The sequence below is a fragment of the Phyllobacterium endophyticum genome (assembly GCF_003010935.1).
Lineage (GTDB): Bacteria > Pseudomonadota > Alphaproteobacteria > Rhizobiales > Rhizobiaceae > Phyllobacterium > Phyllobacterium endophyticum.
This window is the reverse complement of record NZ_PGGN01000003.1, coordinates 665,794-681,293: the sequence shown is the minus strand read 5'-3', so window position 1 is coordinate 681,293 and position 15,500 is coordinate 665,794. Positions and strand designations below refer to the sequence as shown.

The 15,500-nt window shown below is 54.8% G+C and carries 13 protein-coding genes; 7 read left to right on the top strand and 6 right to left on the bottom strand.

The features are described from left to right. Positions 1–106 precede the first annotated feature (106 nt). Positions 107–730: a methyltransferase family protein gene (locus CU100_RS17400; RefSeq protein ID WP_106717823.1), complete on the top strand. Its 624-nt coding sequence runs from the start codon at positions 107–109 to the stop codon at positions 728–730. A 122-nt stretch (positions 731–852) separates the two neighbouring features. Here the strand turns inward: CU100_RS17400 and CU100_RS17395 are convergent, their stop codons facing one another. Further along, positions 853–1,575 (bottom strand): response regulator transcription factor, encoded by a 723-nt coding sequence (locus tag CU100_RS17395; protein ID WP_106717822.1) that lies wholly within the window; start codon positions 1,573–1,575, stop codon positions 853–855. A 244-nt stretch (positions 1,576–1,819) separates the two neighbouring features. Between CU100_RS17395 and CU100_RS17390 the strand changes: the two genes are divergently transcribed. From CU100_RS17390 to CU100_RS26970, 6 genes are all read left to right on the top strand, one after another. After that, positions 1,820–2,692 (top strand): MipA/OmpV family protein, encoded by an 873-nt coding sequence (locus CU100_RS17390; RefSeq protein WP_106717821.1) that lies wholly within the window; start codon positions 1,820–1,822, stop codon positions 2,690–2,692. 226 nt (positions 2,693–2,918) lie between these two features. Next, positions 2,919–4,136 (top strand): efflux RND transporter periplasmic adaptor subunit, encoded by a 1,218-nt coding sequence (locus CU100_RS17385; RefSeq protein WP_106717820.1) that lies wholly within the window; start codon positions 2,919–2,921, stop codon positions 4,134–4,136. After that, positions 4,133–7,204, top strand: coding sequence for an efflux RND transporter permease subunit (locus CU100_RS17380; RefSeq protein WP_106717819.1), 3,072 nt, complete (start codon positions 4,133–4,135; stop codon positions 7,202–7,204). Before CU100_RS17385 ends, CU100_RS17380 begins: the two co-directional genes overlap by 4 nt. A 149-nt stretch (positions 7,205–7,353) precedes the next feature. Further along, positions 7,354–8,679, top strand: a complete 1,326-nt coding sequence (locus CU100_RS17375; RefSeq protein WP_170113876.1) for an ATP-binding protein — start codon at positions 7,354–7,356, stop codon at positions 8,677–8,679. Positions 8,680–8,729: 50 nt separating this feature from the next. Beyond that, a complete protein-coding gene (locus tag CU100_RS17370; protein ID WP_146141866.1) occupies positions 8,730–8,909 on the top strand; it encodes a hypothetical protein in 180 nt (59 codons plus the stop codon). A gap of 215 nt (positions 8,910–9,124) precedes the next feature. Further along, the gene (locus CU100_RS26970; RefSeq protein WP_170113875.1) at positions 9,125–9,262 is read left to right on the top strand and encodes a hypothetical protein; all 138 of its coding nucleotides are present in this window, start codon (positions 9,125–9,127) and stop codon (positions 9,260–9,262) included. 5 nt (positions 9,263–9,267) lie between these two features. Here CU100_RS26970 and CU100_RS17365 read toward each other — a convergent pair whose 3' ends face one another. From CU100_RS17365 to CU100_RS17345, 5 genes are all read right to left on the bottom strand, one after another. After that, on the bottom strand, positions 9,268–10,398 hold the full coding sequence (locus CU100_RS17365; protein ID WP_106717816.1) for an ABC transporter ATP-binding protein: 1,131 nt from the start codon (positions 10,396–10,398) through the stop codon (positions 9,268–9,270). Continuing rightward, positions 10,395–12,338, bottom strand: a complete 1,944-nt coding sequence (locus tag CU100_RS17360) for a glycoside hydrolase family 127 protein (RefSeq protein WP_106717815.1) — start codon at positions 12,336–12,338, stop codon at positions 10,395–10,397. Before CU100_RS17360 ends, CU100_RS17365 begins: the two co-directional genes overlap by 4 nt. A gap of 33 nt (positions 12,339–12,371) precedes the next feature. Beyond that, positions 12,372–13,232: a carbohydrate ABC transporter permease gene (locus CU100_RS17355; protein ID WP_106717814.1), complete on the bottom strand. Its 861-nt coding sequence runs from the start codon at positions 13,230–13,232 to the stop codon at positions 12,372–12,374. Further along, positions 13,232–14,158: a carbohydrate ABC transporter permease gene (locus CU100_RS17350; protein ID WP_106717813.1), complete on the bottom strand. Its 927-nt coding sequence runs from the start codon at positions 14,156–14,158 to the stop codon at positions 13,232–13,234. Before CU100_RS17350 ends, CU100_RS17355 begins: the two co-directional genes overlap by 1 nt. A 98-nt stretch (positions 14,159–14,256) precedes the next feature. Beyond that, a complete protein-coding gene (locus CU100_RS17345) occupies positions 14,257–15,498 on the bottom strand; it encodes an ABC transporter substrate-binding protein (RefSeq protein WP_106717812.1) in 1,242 nt (413 codons plus the stop codon). Positions 15,499–15,500: the final 2 nt, after the last annotated feature.

The window sequence follows — 15,500 nt, the reverse complement described above, 5'->3', positions numbered from 1 at the left end:
ACCTGCGATCAGGTGAGGGTATCGTTAGCCCATCAAAAATTGCACGACCACCAATCGAGAAGTTTAGCCGTGCCATCCTGGCTCCGTGCTTCCATAAGGGATTTCGATGAATACCGTACCTGCCCCATCGCCGGTCAATCAGATCATACGACTAAGAACCATTCAATTTGCTGTTGTTTCAATCATTCCGATTGTCGCGTTTTCCACGTCCGCTTGGCCTACCAATTCTTTTATTGCCAGCATGATGACGCTCGTGGGACAGCTATTGCTCGCCGTTTGTATACTCGGACGCCTCTGGTCGATACTATATAGCGGGGGACGAAAAAATCGCGAACTCGTGATGGAAGGCCCCTATTCGGTCAGCAGAAATCCTCTTTATTTGTTCTCAACTATTGGGGCTAGTGCAATCGGGCTGATACTGCATAGCTTCATTCTTGCTGCCAGCTTTGGCGTAGCATGCGGAGTGATTTTGTCCATCACATCTCGGCGTGAGGCCACATACTTGGAAACGAAATTCGGAGCGCCTTACCAGGATTATGCACGTCGCGTCCCTGCATTTTGGCCGGATTTCAGGCTGTATCGGGAGCGCAAGGAGGCAGTGTTCAATCCCGCAGTTCTCAGGAAAACGTTCCTTCACGCTTTGTATTTTTTGTTGGTCATTCCCTTGATGGAAATCAAGCAATTCCTCGTACAGAGTGGAATCATACCCAGTTTCTTCCATCTTTTGTAACGGCGTTGATTATCTCAAGATGAGCGATAGCCGGACGCTTAACGGCTGGCACTACGGGGAACTGATCGGACGTGCAATTCAGGCTGGTGCGGCAACGTCCGCCAAGCTGTCTGTCGCCAATCCTATGTAACTTCAACCGCGGCAGTTAACATGTATCCGCCCAGCCGTACCGTTTTGAAGAACACCGGGTCCTTCGCGTCCTTCTCAAATTTCTTTCTCAGGCGGCTCATGTGGACATCTACGCTCCTTTCGATCGGTCCTGCCAGCCCCGCATGCGAGACAGCGAGAAGTTCTTCGCGGGTCAAAATACAACCGGGGTTTCTACAAAAGGCAAGAAGCAGATCGAACTCGTGGGTGGTCATTGGTACCCGTGCATTGCTCGGATCGTGGACCTGACGGCGAAGAGGATCAATTCTCCAACCTTCAAAGCGATATAATTTTGGTCGCTCCCGACTCACAGGGGCATATGATGCGCGCCGCAGAAGCCCCCGTATGCGTGTGGTGACCTCGCGGGCGCTGAAAGGCTTCGTCATGTAGTCATCAGCGCCGATTTCGATACCGAGAATTCGATCGATTTCATGACCAAGCGCAGTCAGCATGAGAATAGGAACGGTCGTTTTTGTCCTCAAACGACGGCACAGGCTGAGGCCGTCTTCACCAGGAAGCATGACGTCGAGGACGACAAGGTCAAATTCATTCCTCGCGAACTGCGAATCCATCTCCGACCCATCGCAGGCAATTTCAACCGTCATCCCATTTTCTCTGAGCGTGTCGGCTAACAGTTTGGCAATCTGGTAATCATCTTCGACGATCAGAATCACGTTGCCTTCGCGGGCATTTTTCATGTGGATATCCGTACCTGTGAGAAGTGTTCTTCCAGAACACTAGCGTCAAAATCAAACAGCGATGTTTCAAAATATTAAGTTTTATTGCCAGCGCATGGAACGGGTAGGGCATCATTTCGCCACGGACTGCAACAGAACTTCACATAATATAACAACTCCACCCTCCGGGCTCATTAAACGTGGGTTTGTTGACCTACGACGCCGCCACGCTTTCGGGCCGGGCGCTTGAACATTGGAGCCTTATATGTATCTCTTTCCGGCTGATCTGCCAACGCGGGCTTTGCTGTCGCTCGCAAGCGCAACCTTTATCGTTGGCGCTTCCCTTGCTTCAGCCTCGTGGGCGGCGGATACACCAGATCCTTCAGACGAGCTTGTTCCCACCCCCACTCAACCTGATCCGGCGCGATACGGCCCAATCAGGACCAAGCTGCACGATTGGGAAGTTACCGTAGGCGGCGGGGCCATGTACAAGCCTTCCTTTGAAGGCAGCGACAAAATGGAACTTTCTCCGATCCCTTTCGTCTCCGCCAGATTGTTCGACCGCCTTGCCATCGATCCGACTGGCTTGGAACTTGACGCCTACAAGCATGGTCCGTTCACACTCGGACTTTTGGTCGGATATGATTCGGGACGAGATGAAGATGATGGCGATGATGATTACCTGAGAGGACTGGGTAACGTTGATTTTGGGGTTAACCTTGGCGTGAAAGCAGCACTGGAATATGGTCCAGCGGAGTTCTATGGCACGATCAACAAAACGATCGGTGGAAGTGACGGTCTGCTCGGTAAAATGGGCGTTGAGGTGAAGCAGCCACTTTCCGAAAATTTTATTCTGGGACTTGATGCCTCTGTGACAGTGGCGGACGAAAACTATATGGATTCTTACTTTAGCGTGAACAACAACCAGGCCGCTAACTCAAGATTCGGGGAATACAAGGCGGACGCCGGATTTCAAAGGGCTGATTTCGCTTTAACCGCAACCTATCTCGCCACGGAAAACTGGATTGTACGTGGTAAGGCCGGCCTTGGTCTGCTCTTGGGCGACGCCGCCGACAGCCCCATAGTCCAGAAAAAAACTCAACCGGAATTCGGCCTGTTCGTCGCATACCGCTTCTGATTTGAATTGCCTGGGATGCGGGAGCGCTTTGGCCGCGACCGCATCGTACTGATCCGGGTGATCCATCCGCCAGCCAGGCAAGTTCAGGCGCACAAGCCCTGCCAGTATAACGCCGATCGGCTGACATACAACTTAGCAACACGACACAATCCACCTTTGCGTCGTCGCATGTTGTTGCAAATTCCAAGGAAATTGTCGTGCGTTCGCACAACACCAGGAGACAAATATGGCAGCCAAATTCTTAAACTGGGCGCTTGCGCTCACGTTGATCTGTGTCCTTCCTAAGGTTCGCGTCGCGGGTGCACAGGGTGCTGGTCGTGCCGTCAGCGTTGTTGCGGCTAGGTCGGGGGAACTCGATCAGACCGTTCGTGTCATCGGGACCCTTGTGGCCAAAGAAGAAGTCCTGGTCCACGCTGGCCTCGACAGCGATGACCATGCGAAAGTTGTGGAAATTCTGGCGGAGGCTGGTGACAGGGTGCGGGCCGGCCAGCTTCTTGCGCGTTTGGACAGCAGTCGTATCGAAATCGAATTGATGCAAAGTGATGCGAAAGTTGCACGCGCAGACGCAGCGATCAAGCAAGCACTCAGTCAAATTGAAGATGCGCGGGCGGTGGAAGTTCAAACCCGTTCAACCCGCGACCGCAGTGTAAAACTCCAAGCAAAAGGGGCAGTCTCAAATCAAGCGCTTGAGGAAAACGAGACGGCTTTGATGCGGGCTATCTCAGCAGTCGGGCTCGCCCAACAAACATTGGGAATGGCACAAGCCGATCGGCTTCTCGCCGAGGCAGAGCGCAGTGATGTCAGGTCGAGATTGGCTAGAACCAGCATCATCGCCCCCAATGCCGGTTTTATCATTCGGCGATCTGTTCAATTGGGCGCGCTCGGATCCTCGTCGACCGAAGCATTTTTTTCAATCGCACGCGATGGCGATGTGGAATTGAGTGGCGAAGTTGCCCAAGCTGAATTCTCCCGCATTCAAGACAACTCTTCAGCGCGTGTCGAACTTCTCGATGGGCGTGCGCCTGTAGAAGGCAGGGTTCGGCTCAAATCGGCAGAATTGAGCGCCGGGAGTCGGCTTGGCCGAATACGGATATCCATGCCAAATCCCAGTGGGATCTTCATCGGTGCTTTCGCCCGAGCGGATGTCGTCGTCAAGAGGGCAATTGGAGTGATCGTGCCCGACACCTCGGTAGTCAATCTTGCCGGCTCCGACCGTGTGCAAGTCATTTCGAATGGCAAAATACAAACGCGAGTCGTCGCAATCGGCGTCCGGTCCAATGGCCTGGTGCAGTTGAATTCAGGTCTTTCGGCAGGAGAGACCGTCGTTTTAAAAGGCGACAATTTCTTGTCTGAAGGTGAACCGATCACCCCCGTCAAAGTAGTCTTCCACGTGCCGGGTGAAGCACAGGCGGCGTCAGCATTTGCACCGGTAGCCTTGCAATGAACGCAAGTTTTTCCGCTTGGGCCATCCGCAATCCGTTACCACCTGTTCTATTGTTTGTTGTTCTGACAATTTTGGGACTCTTCAGCTTCGCCAGCCTGCCGATCACCCATTTTCCCGTCATTGATGTCCCGGTTGTCAAGTTGGAAATATCTCAACCGGGGATGTCTCCCGCCCAGATGGAATTACAGGTTACACAGGTCGTGGAAGACTCCATCGCCTCTCTGGTCGGTATCGAAGAAATGAGTTCAACGGTCGGCGAAGGAGCATCTGTTACCACTGTCGAGTTCGAACTTGAGGTTCCGATAGACAGGGCGGTGTCGGATGTACGCGATGCCGTATCCAGGATCCGTTCGAAACTTCCGGCCACAATCGATGAACCAACCATCGAACGCGTGGAAGCCGAAAGCCAGCCCGTCGTTACTTACAGCGTTGCTGATCCGACCATGACGGGTGACGAGTTATCGTGGTTTGTCGAAAACATTGTGACCCGCAGACTTCAGCATGTGCCCGGCATTGGCCAAATCGACAGGTTAGGCAATGTTGAACGCGAGGTGCAGATCCTGCTTGACCCCGATCAGTTGCAAGCCGCGGGTCTCAGTGCCACACAGGTCGATGATCGACTGGCATCAAGCCAAATTGATCTCTCCGGCGGAAGGGCCGAGTTGGCAGGTCGCGAACGTTCCATGACGGTCAATGCGACAGCTCGGTCGGTGGCGGATCTGGCCAAGAGCAGAATTATTCTACCAAGTGGGGGAAATCTATCACTTTCGGACGTGAGTACGGTGTCCGATACAATAAAGGAGAGGCGGAATTTTACAACCTTGAACGGCAAAGACGTTGTCAGCCTTTCCATTTTCCGGGCCCGCGGCGCGAGCGATGTAGAAGTCGCACTTGCAACCGCGCAAGAAATTCAAAACTTGAATAAGGCATATCCCCAAGCGACCTTCACACTCATAGATGACAGTGTGACTTATACGTTGGGTAACTACGAAGCGGCCATGAGCACGTTGTTCGAGGGTGCTGTGTTGGCCGTGATCGTTGTGTTTCTCTTTTTGCGCGACTGGCGCGCTACCCTGATTGCCGCAGTAACCCTGCCACTGTCAGCTGTCCCAACCTTCTGGGCAATGGATATGCTCGGGTTTTCGCTCAATATAATCAGCTTGCTCGGACTGACCCTGGTGACCGGTATTCTGGTTGACGATGCGATCGTCGAGATCGAGAATATCGTCAGGCATGGAAATATGGGTAAACGTCCGTACCAAGCTGCCCTGGATGCATCAGACGAAATCGGTCTGGCAGTCATTGCGATTTCGGCTACGATCATTGCCGTTTTCCTGCCCGTGGGTTTCATGGGCGATGTAATCGGGCAATATTTCAAACAGTTTGGTGTAACCGTCGCTATCGCGGTTTTCTTTTCGCTGCTTGTTGCTCGTCTGATCACCCCAGTACTGGCGGCCTATTTCATGCGGTATCATTCAACAAGGCCAGTTTCGAAGAGTCTCGTCATATGCGCTTATCAAAAACTGTTGGAAACCACTTTGTTGTGGCGTGGCACGACGCTTACGACAGCGCTGCTGCTTTTTGCCTTCTCGATTTGGTCTGCAACTTTCTTGCCGACGAGCTTTCTTCCCGATGAGGACACTGGTCGCGTGGCAGTCTCGATAGAACTTCCACCGGGATCGACCTTGAAAGAAACCGCTGCGAGGGCCCACCAGATCGCCGCACAATTTGGAGGTTTGCCCGAGGTAAGAAATGTCTTCATTCGAGGGGGCGTGAGTGTTGCGGGGATTGAAGAATTGCGCAGATCGGCAGTTACTGTCAATCTTGTGCCAAAGTCGCAACGTTCTCGTACAGCTTCTGAAATGCAGGCCGAACTCTCAACCATCCTTAGTTCCGTGCCTGACATCCGCTATGAGTTTATCAATAACCGTGGCGGCCGAGATGTTTCGTTCGCCGTCTTGAGCACGGACGGGCAAGCAGCAAGCCGAGCTGCGAGCCAGATACGAGCCGAAATGGCTTTGATGGTCCAATTTCACAACCCCACCTCATCCGAGTCTGCAATGCGGCCGGAACTGCAAATCAGCGTTCATTCGGAGATCGCCGCAGACGCGGGTGTCAGTGCTGCTGACATTGCACGAACCATGAGAGTCTCGACAATAGGCGATGTCGACAGCAACCTTGCTCATTTCAATGACGGGAGCCGACAAATTCCCATCAGGACACAATTGGCTAACGCCAGCCGTAACGATCTCGCGACGCTGTCGTTGTTGCGTATCCCGAACTCGGCTGGCGGGACAGTACCTCTTGCGAGCGTTGCAGATATCGACTTCGGTCAGAGTGTGTCGACAATAGAGCGCTTCGATCGCGAGCGGCGCATCGAAATAGCTGCCGACATGACGGGGAACCTGTCGTCAGGCCAGGGGCTTGCGATGGTCCGTGATCTTAAGAGTGTGAAGGCGTTGCCTGAAGGGGTTCGGATAGAGGCAACCGGTGACTCCCACGCACAGGGTGATGTTTTCACCAGTTTTGCAGTTGCCATGTCTTCCGGTGTAATGCTCGTCATGGTCGTGCTCATCTTGCTGTTTGGTAGCGCATTCACGCCCCTGACTATTCTTGCATCTCTTCCGCTGTCTATAGGCGGAGTTGTGGCGGCGCTCGTCATTACCAGCAGCCCGGTCTCTCTTCCTGTTGTGATTGGTATTTTGATGCTGATGGGAATCGTAACGAAAAACGCCATCATGCTGGTTGACTTTGCAATTGAAAGGGAAGCCGCCGGGTGGACGCGTCGGGCGTCGATAATAGGAGCAGCAACCGAGCGGGCGCGACCTATTGTCATGACCACCATCGCCATGGTCGCCGGGATGATTCCCGCCGCGCTTGGAAACGGGGAGGGTGGCGAATTTCGCGCGCCTATGGCCGTTGCTGTCATTGGAGGACTGACGGCATCGACTTTATTGTCTCTCGTCGTTGTCCCGGCTCTGTATATGCTCTTGGCCGATCTTGCACAGCGTGTCGGTAAGATTTCAAGTTTTGTTTTTGGGCCTGATCGAGCAAGATCGCAAGAATGACGGTTCCAACATAGTTGGCCATGGCACACAGGTTCATCGAGGTTATAACTTTCACATAACAAATATGGCTCCGACAAACTGGTCGATATTGTACGCAGCGAGGCTGACATACATAAAGCGGGCGATCAGAAGAATGAATGGGAAAGCAAATGACGTCAGCTCTTCATGGGTTTTTCCCACGAACTATGCGCGGGCAATTCATGGTGGTCATCCTTGTCGCCATTGTTCTGGTAGTCGTGATCGGTGACTGGATAGACGTCTTCAAAAGGTATATGGGCATTGAAGACATAGATTTAGCCAACTCAAAAGCTTCAACAATGGCGCTGCTCTTGCAGAAGGTGCCAATTGACGAGCGGTCCAATTTGATCGAATGGTCCGGCGGGGCTGGCATGCCGCTGGAGATGATCCCGACAGTTTCTCTGGCAAATCGCACCGCACCGGAAGCATCGTTTCCATCTGTTAGATGGATCGTCGCTAGGTTATTTCCTGCAGACAATCCCCTGTCAGCAGGTGGTCGCCAGGTCATGCTGGACGGTCTGCCGGCTCTTGTATTTCCGTTGGATGGTAATATGTCTGTGGTATTCAAAGACATGCCAGATACGGTTGTAACCTCAGATGTTGTGGGTCCGCTTTCCTACTATGTCCTTGCTTTTGTAATACTCCTGGGGCTTTTTTCAGCCTATGCCTCACGGGCTCTTACGGAGCCACTTGCTTCGATCACCAATCGGCTCAAAGAGGTGGAAGGTGATTATCTTGCACCCGTGTTTGAGGAGCGCGGGACAGTTGAACTCATTGCTCTCGCGCGAGCGCTCAATGAAATGCAGGCCAGGATCAAGAAGCTGATAGATATCCGCACGCGGCTGCTTCGAAACGTCAGCCACGATCTACGAACACCCTTGACCAGAGTAAGGCTGCGAATTGAAAGACTTTCTCAAGAGGGCAGCGAGTCCATACTTTCCGACCTCGACCATATTGATGCTCTCATTCAAGATACACTCGACTACATGAGCAGCGCCGTAAACACGGAAAAACTTGAGCGCACGGATATCGCCAGTCTGCTGCAGACGATATGCAATGAGTATTCCGATATAGGTAAGGCAGTCGCGTACGAAGGTCCTGATAAGTTAATAGGTACCTGTAAATCATTGGCTCTCACTCGCGCAGTCAGCAACCTATGTGATAACGGTATCAAATTTGCTGAGAACGTGACGGTGCATTTGACACATCACGGATCCCACATTTGGATCGATGTCTCCGACGATGGTCAGGGGATTGCGCCAGGTCTGCGTGATCTTGTGCTTGAACCTTTTTTCAAAGCCGATCCCGCTCGTAAGGCTCTGGGTATTCGTAGTGGCTTTGGTTTGGGTCTATCAATCGTGGCTGAGATTGTCGAAGACCACAAGGGCAAACTATCCTTGTCCGACAATCATCCGCGTGGTTTGATCGTACGCATCGAAATTCCAGCGATTGCCTGAACGAACCTACCACGAGGAGTACCATACCGGCGGCGTTGGAAAATGCTGTGGTGACCGCCACTCTTGCGGCTCTCTCCTCAACGCAAGTATCCTTTGAGGTTCTACAGCGCTTGGCCGGTGCCCAGACGATCGTCGGCAGTGCCGAACAAGTCGCCGGACATTTGATGCTCGCGAACGCAGCCACGCAGAAATTGACGAATTTCAGGCCAATCGAAGCTTCAAAGATCTAGGCTCCGTATGCTTGGGTCAATTGCTCAGAGGAAGCTGCGCCCAGCTCCACGATGAACGGTACCCTGAAATTTGCTGTCCGCGCTGTTGGAGGCATCTTCTTGACGCAAGGCAGAAATTGGAGAATTCAACGAAAACAAAAGTCTGTTGTGTGCCGGCTGTCCAAGCGTTGACACGGGCTGGGAATGTGCTGTGGCATGGTTTGTAGCTTGATGAAATGTCGATATTGATCATTGCCATGAGCCAGCCCATCACCACTTACAACGAGGTCTGCCTTGACGGCGATTGTGGGTTGGAGGCGGGTTCGGGACTGACGCCGGCTGGATCGCCCATGGCGAGCGCGTTCGGCGGGTGAGTTGCTCATCCTTTCGTTGATTTAGCCGACGCCGTTTCCAGCGCGACGGGGCGCAGCCGCTCGCCTTGGGCCGAAAATAGCCGGAGGTATTCTAGGTCGAAATTCATCCAAACGTCTTCACCTGGTACATAGTCTCGTCCATCGCGTTGTTCGACGGTGATGCTCTCACCGCCTGGAAGATAGCAATAGAGGTAACGGGTGCTTCCCAGATACTCGGTGAAGTCAATGGTGGCATGCAACGAACTCTCCTGGCGATCCCCCAGCGCCAGATGTTCAGGCCGGATGCCGAGCTTGACAGTGGTTCCCTCCGATATGTCTGCCAGTGGCTGGTGCAGGGAAATAAGCCCCTCGGCCACTCCGAGGCGATTTTCTGGCATGTAGACCGCATCGACTATGTTCATCCGCGGCGAACCGATGAAGCCGGCGACGAAAAGGCTGTTCGGATCCTCATAGACTTCGCGGGGCGTGCCTACCTGTTCGATGCGTCCGTCTTTGAGCACAACAATTCGATCCGCAAGCGTCATGGCTTCCGTCTGATCATGGGTGACGTAGATCATCGTGTTGCCGAGTTCGCGATGCAGGCGGGCGATCTCGATGCGCATGCTGACGCGCAGTTCCGCATCGAGGTTGCTGAGCGGTTCGTCAAACAGAAACGCGAGCGGCTTGCGAACAATGGCGCGGCCGATCGCCACGCGCTGGCGTTGTCCACCCGATAGCTGCCCCGGGCGACGGTCGAGCAGCACCTCAATTTTAAGCACCTGTGCCGCGGCCTGAACCTGGCGCTCAATTTCCTCAGGCGAGGTCTTTGCCATCTCAAGGCCGAACGAGAGGTTCTGGCGAACGTTCATATGCGGATAGAGCGCATAAGATTGAAACACCATCGCAATACCACGTTTGGAAGGATCAAGATCAGTCACATCCCGGTCAGCAATCAAGATGTCGCCAGAGGTAACATCCTCCAGCCCTGCAATCATGCGCAGGAGTGTGGATTTGCCGCAGCCGGATGGCCCAACGAACACGACGAATTCGCCGCCTTCGATCATGAGATCAAGACCATGGATTACGTCAACATTACCGAAGCTTTTTCGGACATTGCGAAGCTCGATCTTCGCCTTTTCCTGTGCGCTATCCCTCATCTTTCCGTCCTTACCCAGACGAGCATTTCACCCGGCTCGCGGTTGTCCCACAGATGGTAAGGCACGAATCGCGTTGTTACGTCTTCCAGAATTGGCTTTTTTGCGTCGTAGAGTTTCCCTCGCCAGTCGTCCCAACGCTCACGCTTGGCCGCAACGTCAATCGCCACCGCTTTCCCGAGTTGTTCGATGGAACCGGCACCGGCGTGACTGAGGTCGCCCGGCAGGATTACACTGTTGAGGCCTGCTCCGTTATCGACTTCCTCTGCGCAATAGATGATCGGGCCACGGGCGAGACATACGCGGCCAATATCCGCTCTGACCGCAGGGTTGGCGTGCAAGGCGCGAATATCCATCGGCAGATCCAGGAGGATCGTTTCACCACCGCGCCAGAGGCGTTCGATGCGCGCATAGCCCTTATCCTCAGCAACAGCGACATCGATGCTCTCGCCATCGATGGACAGTTTTGCACCGCGGCACCAGGCTGGTAGGCGCAGCGCAAGCTTAAAAGAAACCGGAACGTCCAGACCAACGGTAATGGCGATGCGGCCATCCCATGGATAATCTGTGCGCTGCGTGAGCGTTACGGGCGCTGCACCTACGGCGAGCCGGGCAGTGCTTTCGCCATACAAATGGACGGCGAGTTCCCCTGTGGACACACCATACATGTAGCTACCAATGGATAACACGGTCCGGGCGATATTCGGTGGGCAGCACGGGCAGCGGTGCCAGATCCAGCGATGATGCGTCCCCCGGCTTTCCAGCGGGTTGTCGTAGAAGAACTTTGCGCCATCCGTCGCCAAGCCGGACAGTGCACCGTTGTAGAGGGCCTGCTCCATGATATCGGCATAGCGCCGGTCCGGGCCGCGACCCAGCATGCGGCTTGCCCACATGATCAGGCCGACGGCGGCGCAGGTTTCGGCATAGGCGCTTTCGTTCGGTAAATCAAAATAGTCGGTAAAGCCTTCGTTGCTGGCCGCTGGACCTATGCCTCCGGTAACGTACATCTGCTTGGTCGTCAGATCGTCCCACAGGATCTTCAAAGCGTCGGTGAGACTGTCGTCGGTGAATTCCGTCGCGATGTCGGCCATTCCCGCGTAAAGGTACATCGCGCGCACCGCGTGACCGGTGACTTTTGTCTGTTCGCGCACCGGCGCATGCGACTGGTTGTACTCGTATGTCCGATGCCTGAACTGTTTGGGGTCGGCGCCGCGCTCTTTCGCTTCGACGTCGAAATAGTGTGGCCGCTTCCCGCGCTCATCCACGAAGAAGCGGGCGAGATCAAGATATCGTTGCTCGCCGGTCGTGCGGCCAAGTCGGACCAAAGCGAGCTCGATCTCTTCATGACCGCAATATCCCGGCCTCTGGCCAGGACGTGGACCGAACATGTGATCGATATGGTCGGCATAGCGGCACATGACGTCCAGAAACTTGCGCTTGCCGGTTGCATGGAAGTAGGCAACCGCGGCCTCCATCAGATGTCCAGCGCAATATAGTTCGTGGCAATCGCGCAGATTTGTCCAGCGCTTGCCGGGCTGCATGCGGATGAACCAGGAATTGAGATACCCGTCAGGCTGCTGAAGTTTCTCGAACATGTCGATGATCGCGTCGGTCTTCGCCTCGAGATCCGGATTCGGCTTCCGGTAGAGGGCATATGCTGCGGCTTCGATCACCTTGGCGACGTCGGAGTCCCAGAACATCTGGACATTGACCGTATCAGGCGACCCGTCGGCGCGCGTATGGAATGGCATGCGGATTTCCGGCACCAGTCTGTCAGGATCGATCTGGTCGAGCATTCCCGCCGCAACGCAGCGGTCGTAAAGGATCATGACGGTCTTGTCGGCGACCGCATCTATTCGCTCGCCCCAGAAGCCGTGGACGTCGACTTCCGGCACAGCCGGTGGACGGAAACCGCCTGCGGTTGGTATATTCAAGGATGTCATATTTGATCTACCCATTCAGTTCACTGGTTGATGTTATTTGACGGCGCCCGCGGTCAGACCGCGGATGTAATAGCGCTGCAGGGCGAGGAAAATCACGAGGCATGGCGCCATCATGAGCGTTACGCCGGACTGCACTGCACCCCAGTCAATTGTGCCAAACTGGCCGGAGCGGACTGCCGCCATCAAGACAGGCAGTGTGTACTTGTTTTGGTCCGTGAGCAGGATCAGCGCGGCGAGGAATTCGTTCCAGGACGCCAGGAAGGCGAAGATTGCCACGGTGGCGACGCCCGGCAAGACGAGCGGCAACATGATGCGATAGAGTACAGCAAAGACCGACGCTCCGTCGACGCGGGCAGCATCCTCGATTTCCTTCGGCACCGCGTCGAAAGCGTTGCGCATCATAAAGATGGAGAAAGGCAGTTGCAGCGTCACATAGACGAGTACGATCCCGGTCAGGGTATTCTGCAGCCCAAGCTTCGTCAGGATCAGGAAAAGGGGCGTCAGAATCGACTGGAACGGGATCATCACCGTCGAGATGATCAAAACGAACAGTGCGTTTTTCAAGGGGAATTGGAAGCGTGAAAAGCCGTAGCCTGCGAACAGACTGATCACAACCGATGCCACCACGGTTGCAGCCGAGACGATCAAACTGTTCCCGGTGTAGGTCCAGATGCCCGCCCCGTATTGTGCGAGGTTTTCGTAGCTCTGTACGCTAAAGCCGCCAACAGGCCACGGCGGCAGCGGTGGCTGCCTGGCTTCGATGGACGGCTTGAAGCTGACCAGAACGCTCCAGGCGAGCGGTGCGAGGAAAAGCAGGGCCGCGGCAATGCCGAAGCCGTGATAGCGAATGGCCTCGTGAAGCCGGTGTGTGGTAGAGGTGCGGCTGCGGGCCATCACATGCCCTCCGGGTTGCGGAGCAGCCGCAACTGCAAGACACTGATGAAGACAAGGATGACCAGGAGCACCATCGACAGTGCCGAGCCGTACCCAAGATGGAAGGAGACGAAGGACTGACTGAATATCCAATAGACGGCCGTCACGGTACTGTTTTGTGGACCGCCGTCGGCGATAATGTAGAACTGGTCGAAAGCAAGCATTGAACCGGAAACGGAAAGAATGAGCGCGAGCGCGATCGTGCGGCGCATGAGGGGAAGCGTGACCCGCCTGAAACGCTGCCAGGCAGAAGCGCCGTCCATGCGTGCGGCCTCCTGAACCTCGGTTGAAATACCCTGCAGACCGGTCAGCAAGATGATCATGTTGAAACCGGCGGTCTTCCAGACAACCATGATGATGATCGACCAGAAGGTCGTATCAAAATCGGCAAGTAAATTCACGCGCTTGGCCGTAAAACCCAGCGACTGGGCCGCGGGGGAAAACAGGCCAGAGTCGACATCCAGCAGCCACGCCCAGAGCAGGCTGGCTGAGCCGAAGCCGACGACGACAGGCAGGAAAAACGCGGTGCGGTATATTTTGGTGAGCTTGCGTGACTTCTCAGCAAAAAGTGCCAGCGGAAAGGCTACCGCAAAGATCGCAACAGTCACCACCAATGTATAGTAAACCGTAAAGCGCATCGACGCCCAAAATTGCCCATCCTGCGCGAGCCTGGTGTAGTTGTTGAACCAGATGAATCGCGGTTTTCCGAGCAATGGCCAATTGTGCAGCGACATCCAGAAGGCCATCCCGAGGGGAATGACGAAGAAGGTCAGCACAAGGATGAGGGCCGGAGACACGAACAGGAGCCCGGCAAGCTGCTTGCGGCGTTGCCTTTGGTTCCTTCGGGGGATTGGCACGCCGTTGTGAATCTGCGGTTGAGAGGTCATTGCTTCAGGTCCATCGGATGAGCGGGGTTGGCCCGGACGGTAGGAGCGTCCGGGCCGGCATCCGAAGTCGGGAGGGGACTCCGAATGCAGTCAATTGCTTAGTTCGAGGAGTCGAGGATCGACTGCATCGCGGCCTGCGCCTTGGCAACAGATCCCCTAGCATCGTCACCAAAAAAAGCCTCGTTTAACATCTGCTTCCATGGACCGGTACTGCTGTTGATGATGTCATTATAGACGGGAGATGAGGGGGTGCGGCCAATCTTCATGGCCTCAGTTGCAATTTGATAGCGCTCGTCCAGCGACTTGATTGCCTCGGCGGCGATGTCGGCGCGAGTCGGCAGGCTTCCGCCCTTTGCAAGGAGGGTTTGTCCCTCTATCGAGTAGACGAATTCCAAAAACTCCTTTGCGGCCTTGGTATTGTCTCGGCCGGCTGTAACCACAAAATTGTCGCCGCCGGCGAAAGACGCTTTGCCCCCGTTCTTACCAGGAATGAAGGTGACACCGAATTCGACCGTTGGATAGTTCTTGACCAGATTGCCAATTGCGAAAGCGCCGATGGGTGACAGGCCGATCTTGTCGGTTGCAAAACCGCCGAAGAAGTTCTTGCCTGAATCTGTCTTTGCACTTTCGGGAACAAGACCCTTGGCCACCAAATTGCGATAGAAATTGATCGCCTCGTGCATCTGGGGAGTATCGATGGTCGCACGCTTGCCATCATCGACCAGAATGTCGCCGCCGGACGCCCAAATGAGAGGCATGAAAGTGAAGGCGTTGCAGCCGCCGCACGCGCCCGAGAAATAAAAGCCGTGAACATCGCCGCCCAGCGCGTTGACCTTACCTGCTGCCTCTTCGATTTCAGACCAATTGGTTGGCCCCTTTTCCGGATCGAGTCCGGCCTGCTTGAACAGTCTTTTGTTCCAAAGCAGAACGGATGCATCCGCCGACATCGGCAATGCATAGATCCTGCCATCATAGGTGCCAGTTCCGACATGAGCTTTCGATAGCTGATCGAAATAGGGCAGGCTCTTGGCAAGATCAGTCAAGTCTTCAAGCGCCCCTGACTTGGCGAAAGCCGGTGCGTAGACAAGGTCGAGCGAAACGAAGTCAGGCGCGGAACCGCCGGCCGCGGCGGTGGCGTATTTCTGCACCATTTCGCTGGAGGGCACGATCTGCAGTTCGATCTGTGTCTCATGGGAGGCATTGAACGCTTTGATCAGCGCAGGCATGAACGCTTCGCTGGTCGAGCGCGACCACATCGTCACCTTCTCTTGCGCAAGGGCGCACGTCGACAGTACGCCCAGCGCCGTCGCGGCAAGTGTCATAATCTTGAGCAGCTTCATGA

What these genes read in the sequence shown, in the direction of transcription:
- CU100_RS17400 (WP_106717823.1), top strand. Translation starts at nt 107, where the DNA reads ATGAATACCGTACCTGCCCCATCGCCGGTCAATCAGATCATACGACTA.
- CU100_RS17350 (WP_106717813.1), bottom strand. Translation starts at nt 14,158, where the DNA reads ATGACCTCTCAACCGCAGATTCACAACGGCGTGCCAATCCCCCGAAGG.
- CU100_RS17360 (WP_106717815.1), bottom strand. Translation starts at nt 12,338, where the DNA reads ATGACATCCTTGAATATACCAACCGCAGGCGGTTTCCGTCCACCGGCT.
- CU100_RS17365 (WP_106717816.1), bottom strand. Translation starts at nt 10,398, where the DNA reads ATGAGGGATAGCGCACAGGAAAAGGCGAAGATCGAGCTTCGCAATGTC.
- CU100_RS17380 (WP_106717819.1), top strand. Translation starts at nt 4,133, where the DNA reads ATGAACGCAAGTTTTTCCGCTTGGGCCATCCGCAATCCGTTACCACCT.
- CU100_RS26970 (WP_170113875.1), top strand. Translation starts at nt 9,125, where the DNA reads ATGTCGATATTGATCATTGCCATGAGCCAGCCCATCACCACTTACAAC.
- CU100_RS17345 (WP_106717812.1), bottom strand. Translation starts at nt 15,498, where the DNA reads ATGAAGCTGCTCAAGATTATGACACTTGCCGCGACGGCGCTGGGCGTA.
- CU100_RS17375 (WP_170113876.1), top strand. Translation starts at nt 7,354, where the DNA reads ATGACGTCAGCTCTTCATGGGTTTTTCCCACGAACTATGCGCGGGCAA.
- CU100_RS17395 (WP_106717822.1), bottom strand. Translation starts at nt 1,575, where the DNA reads ATGAAAAATGCCCGCGAAGGCAACGTGATTCTGATCGTCGAAGATGAT.
- CU100_RS17385 (WP_106717820.1), top strand. Translation starts at nt 2,919, where the DNA reads ATGGCAGCCAAATTCTTAAACTGGGCGCTTGCGCTCACGTTGATCTGT.
- CU100_RS17355 (WP_106717814.1), bottom strand. Translation starts at nt 13,232, where the DNA reads ATGGCCCGCAGCCGCACCTCTACCACACACCGGCTTCACGAGGCCATT.
- CU100_RS17390 (WP_106717821.1), top strand. Translation starts at nt 1,820, where the DNA reads ATGTATCTCTTTCCGGCTGATCTGCCAACGCGGGCTTTGCTGTCGCTC.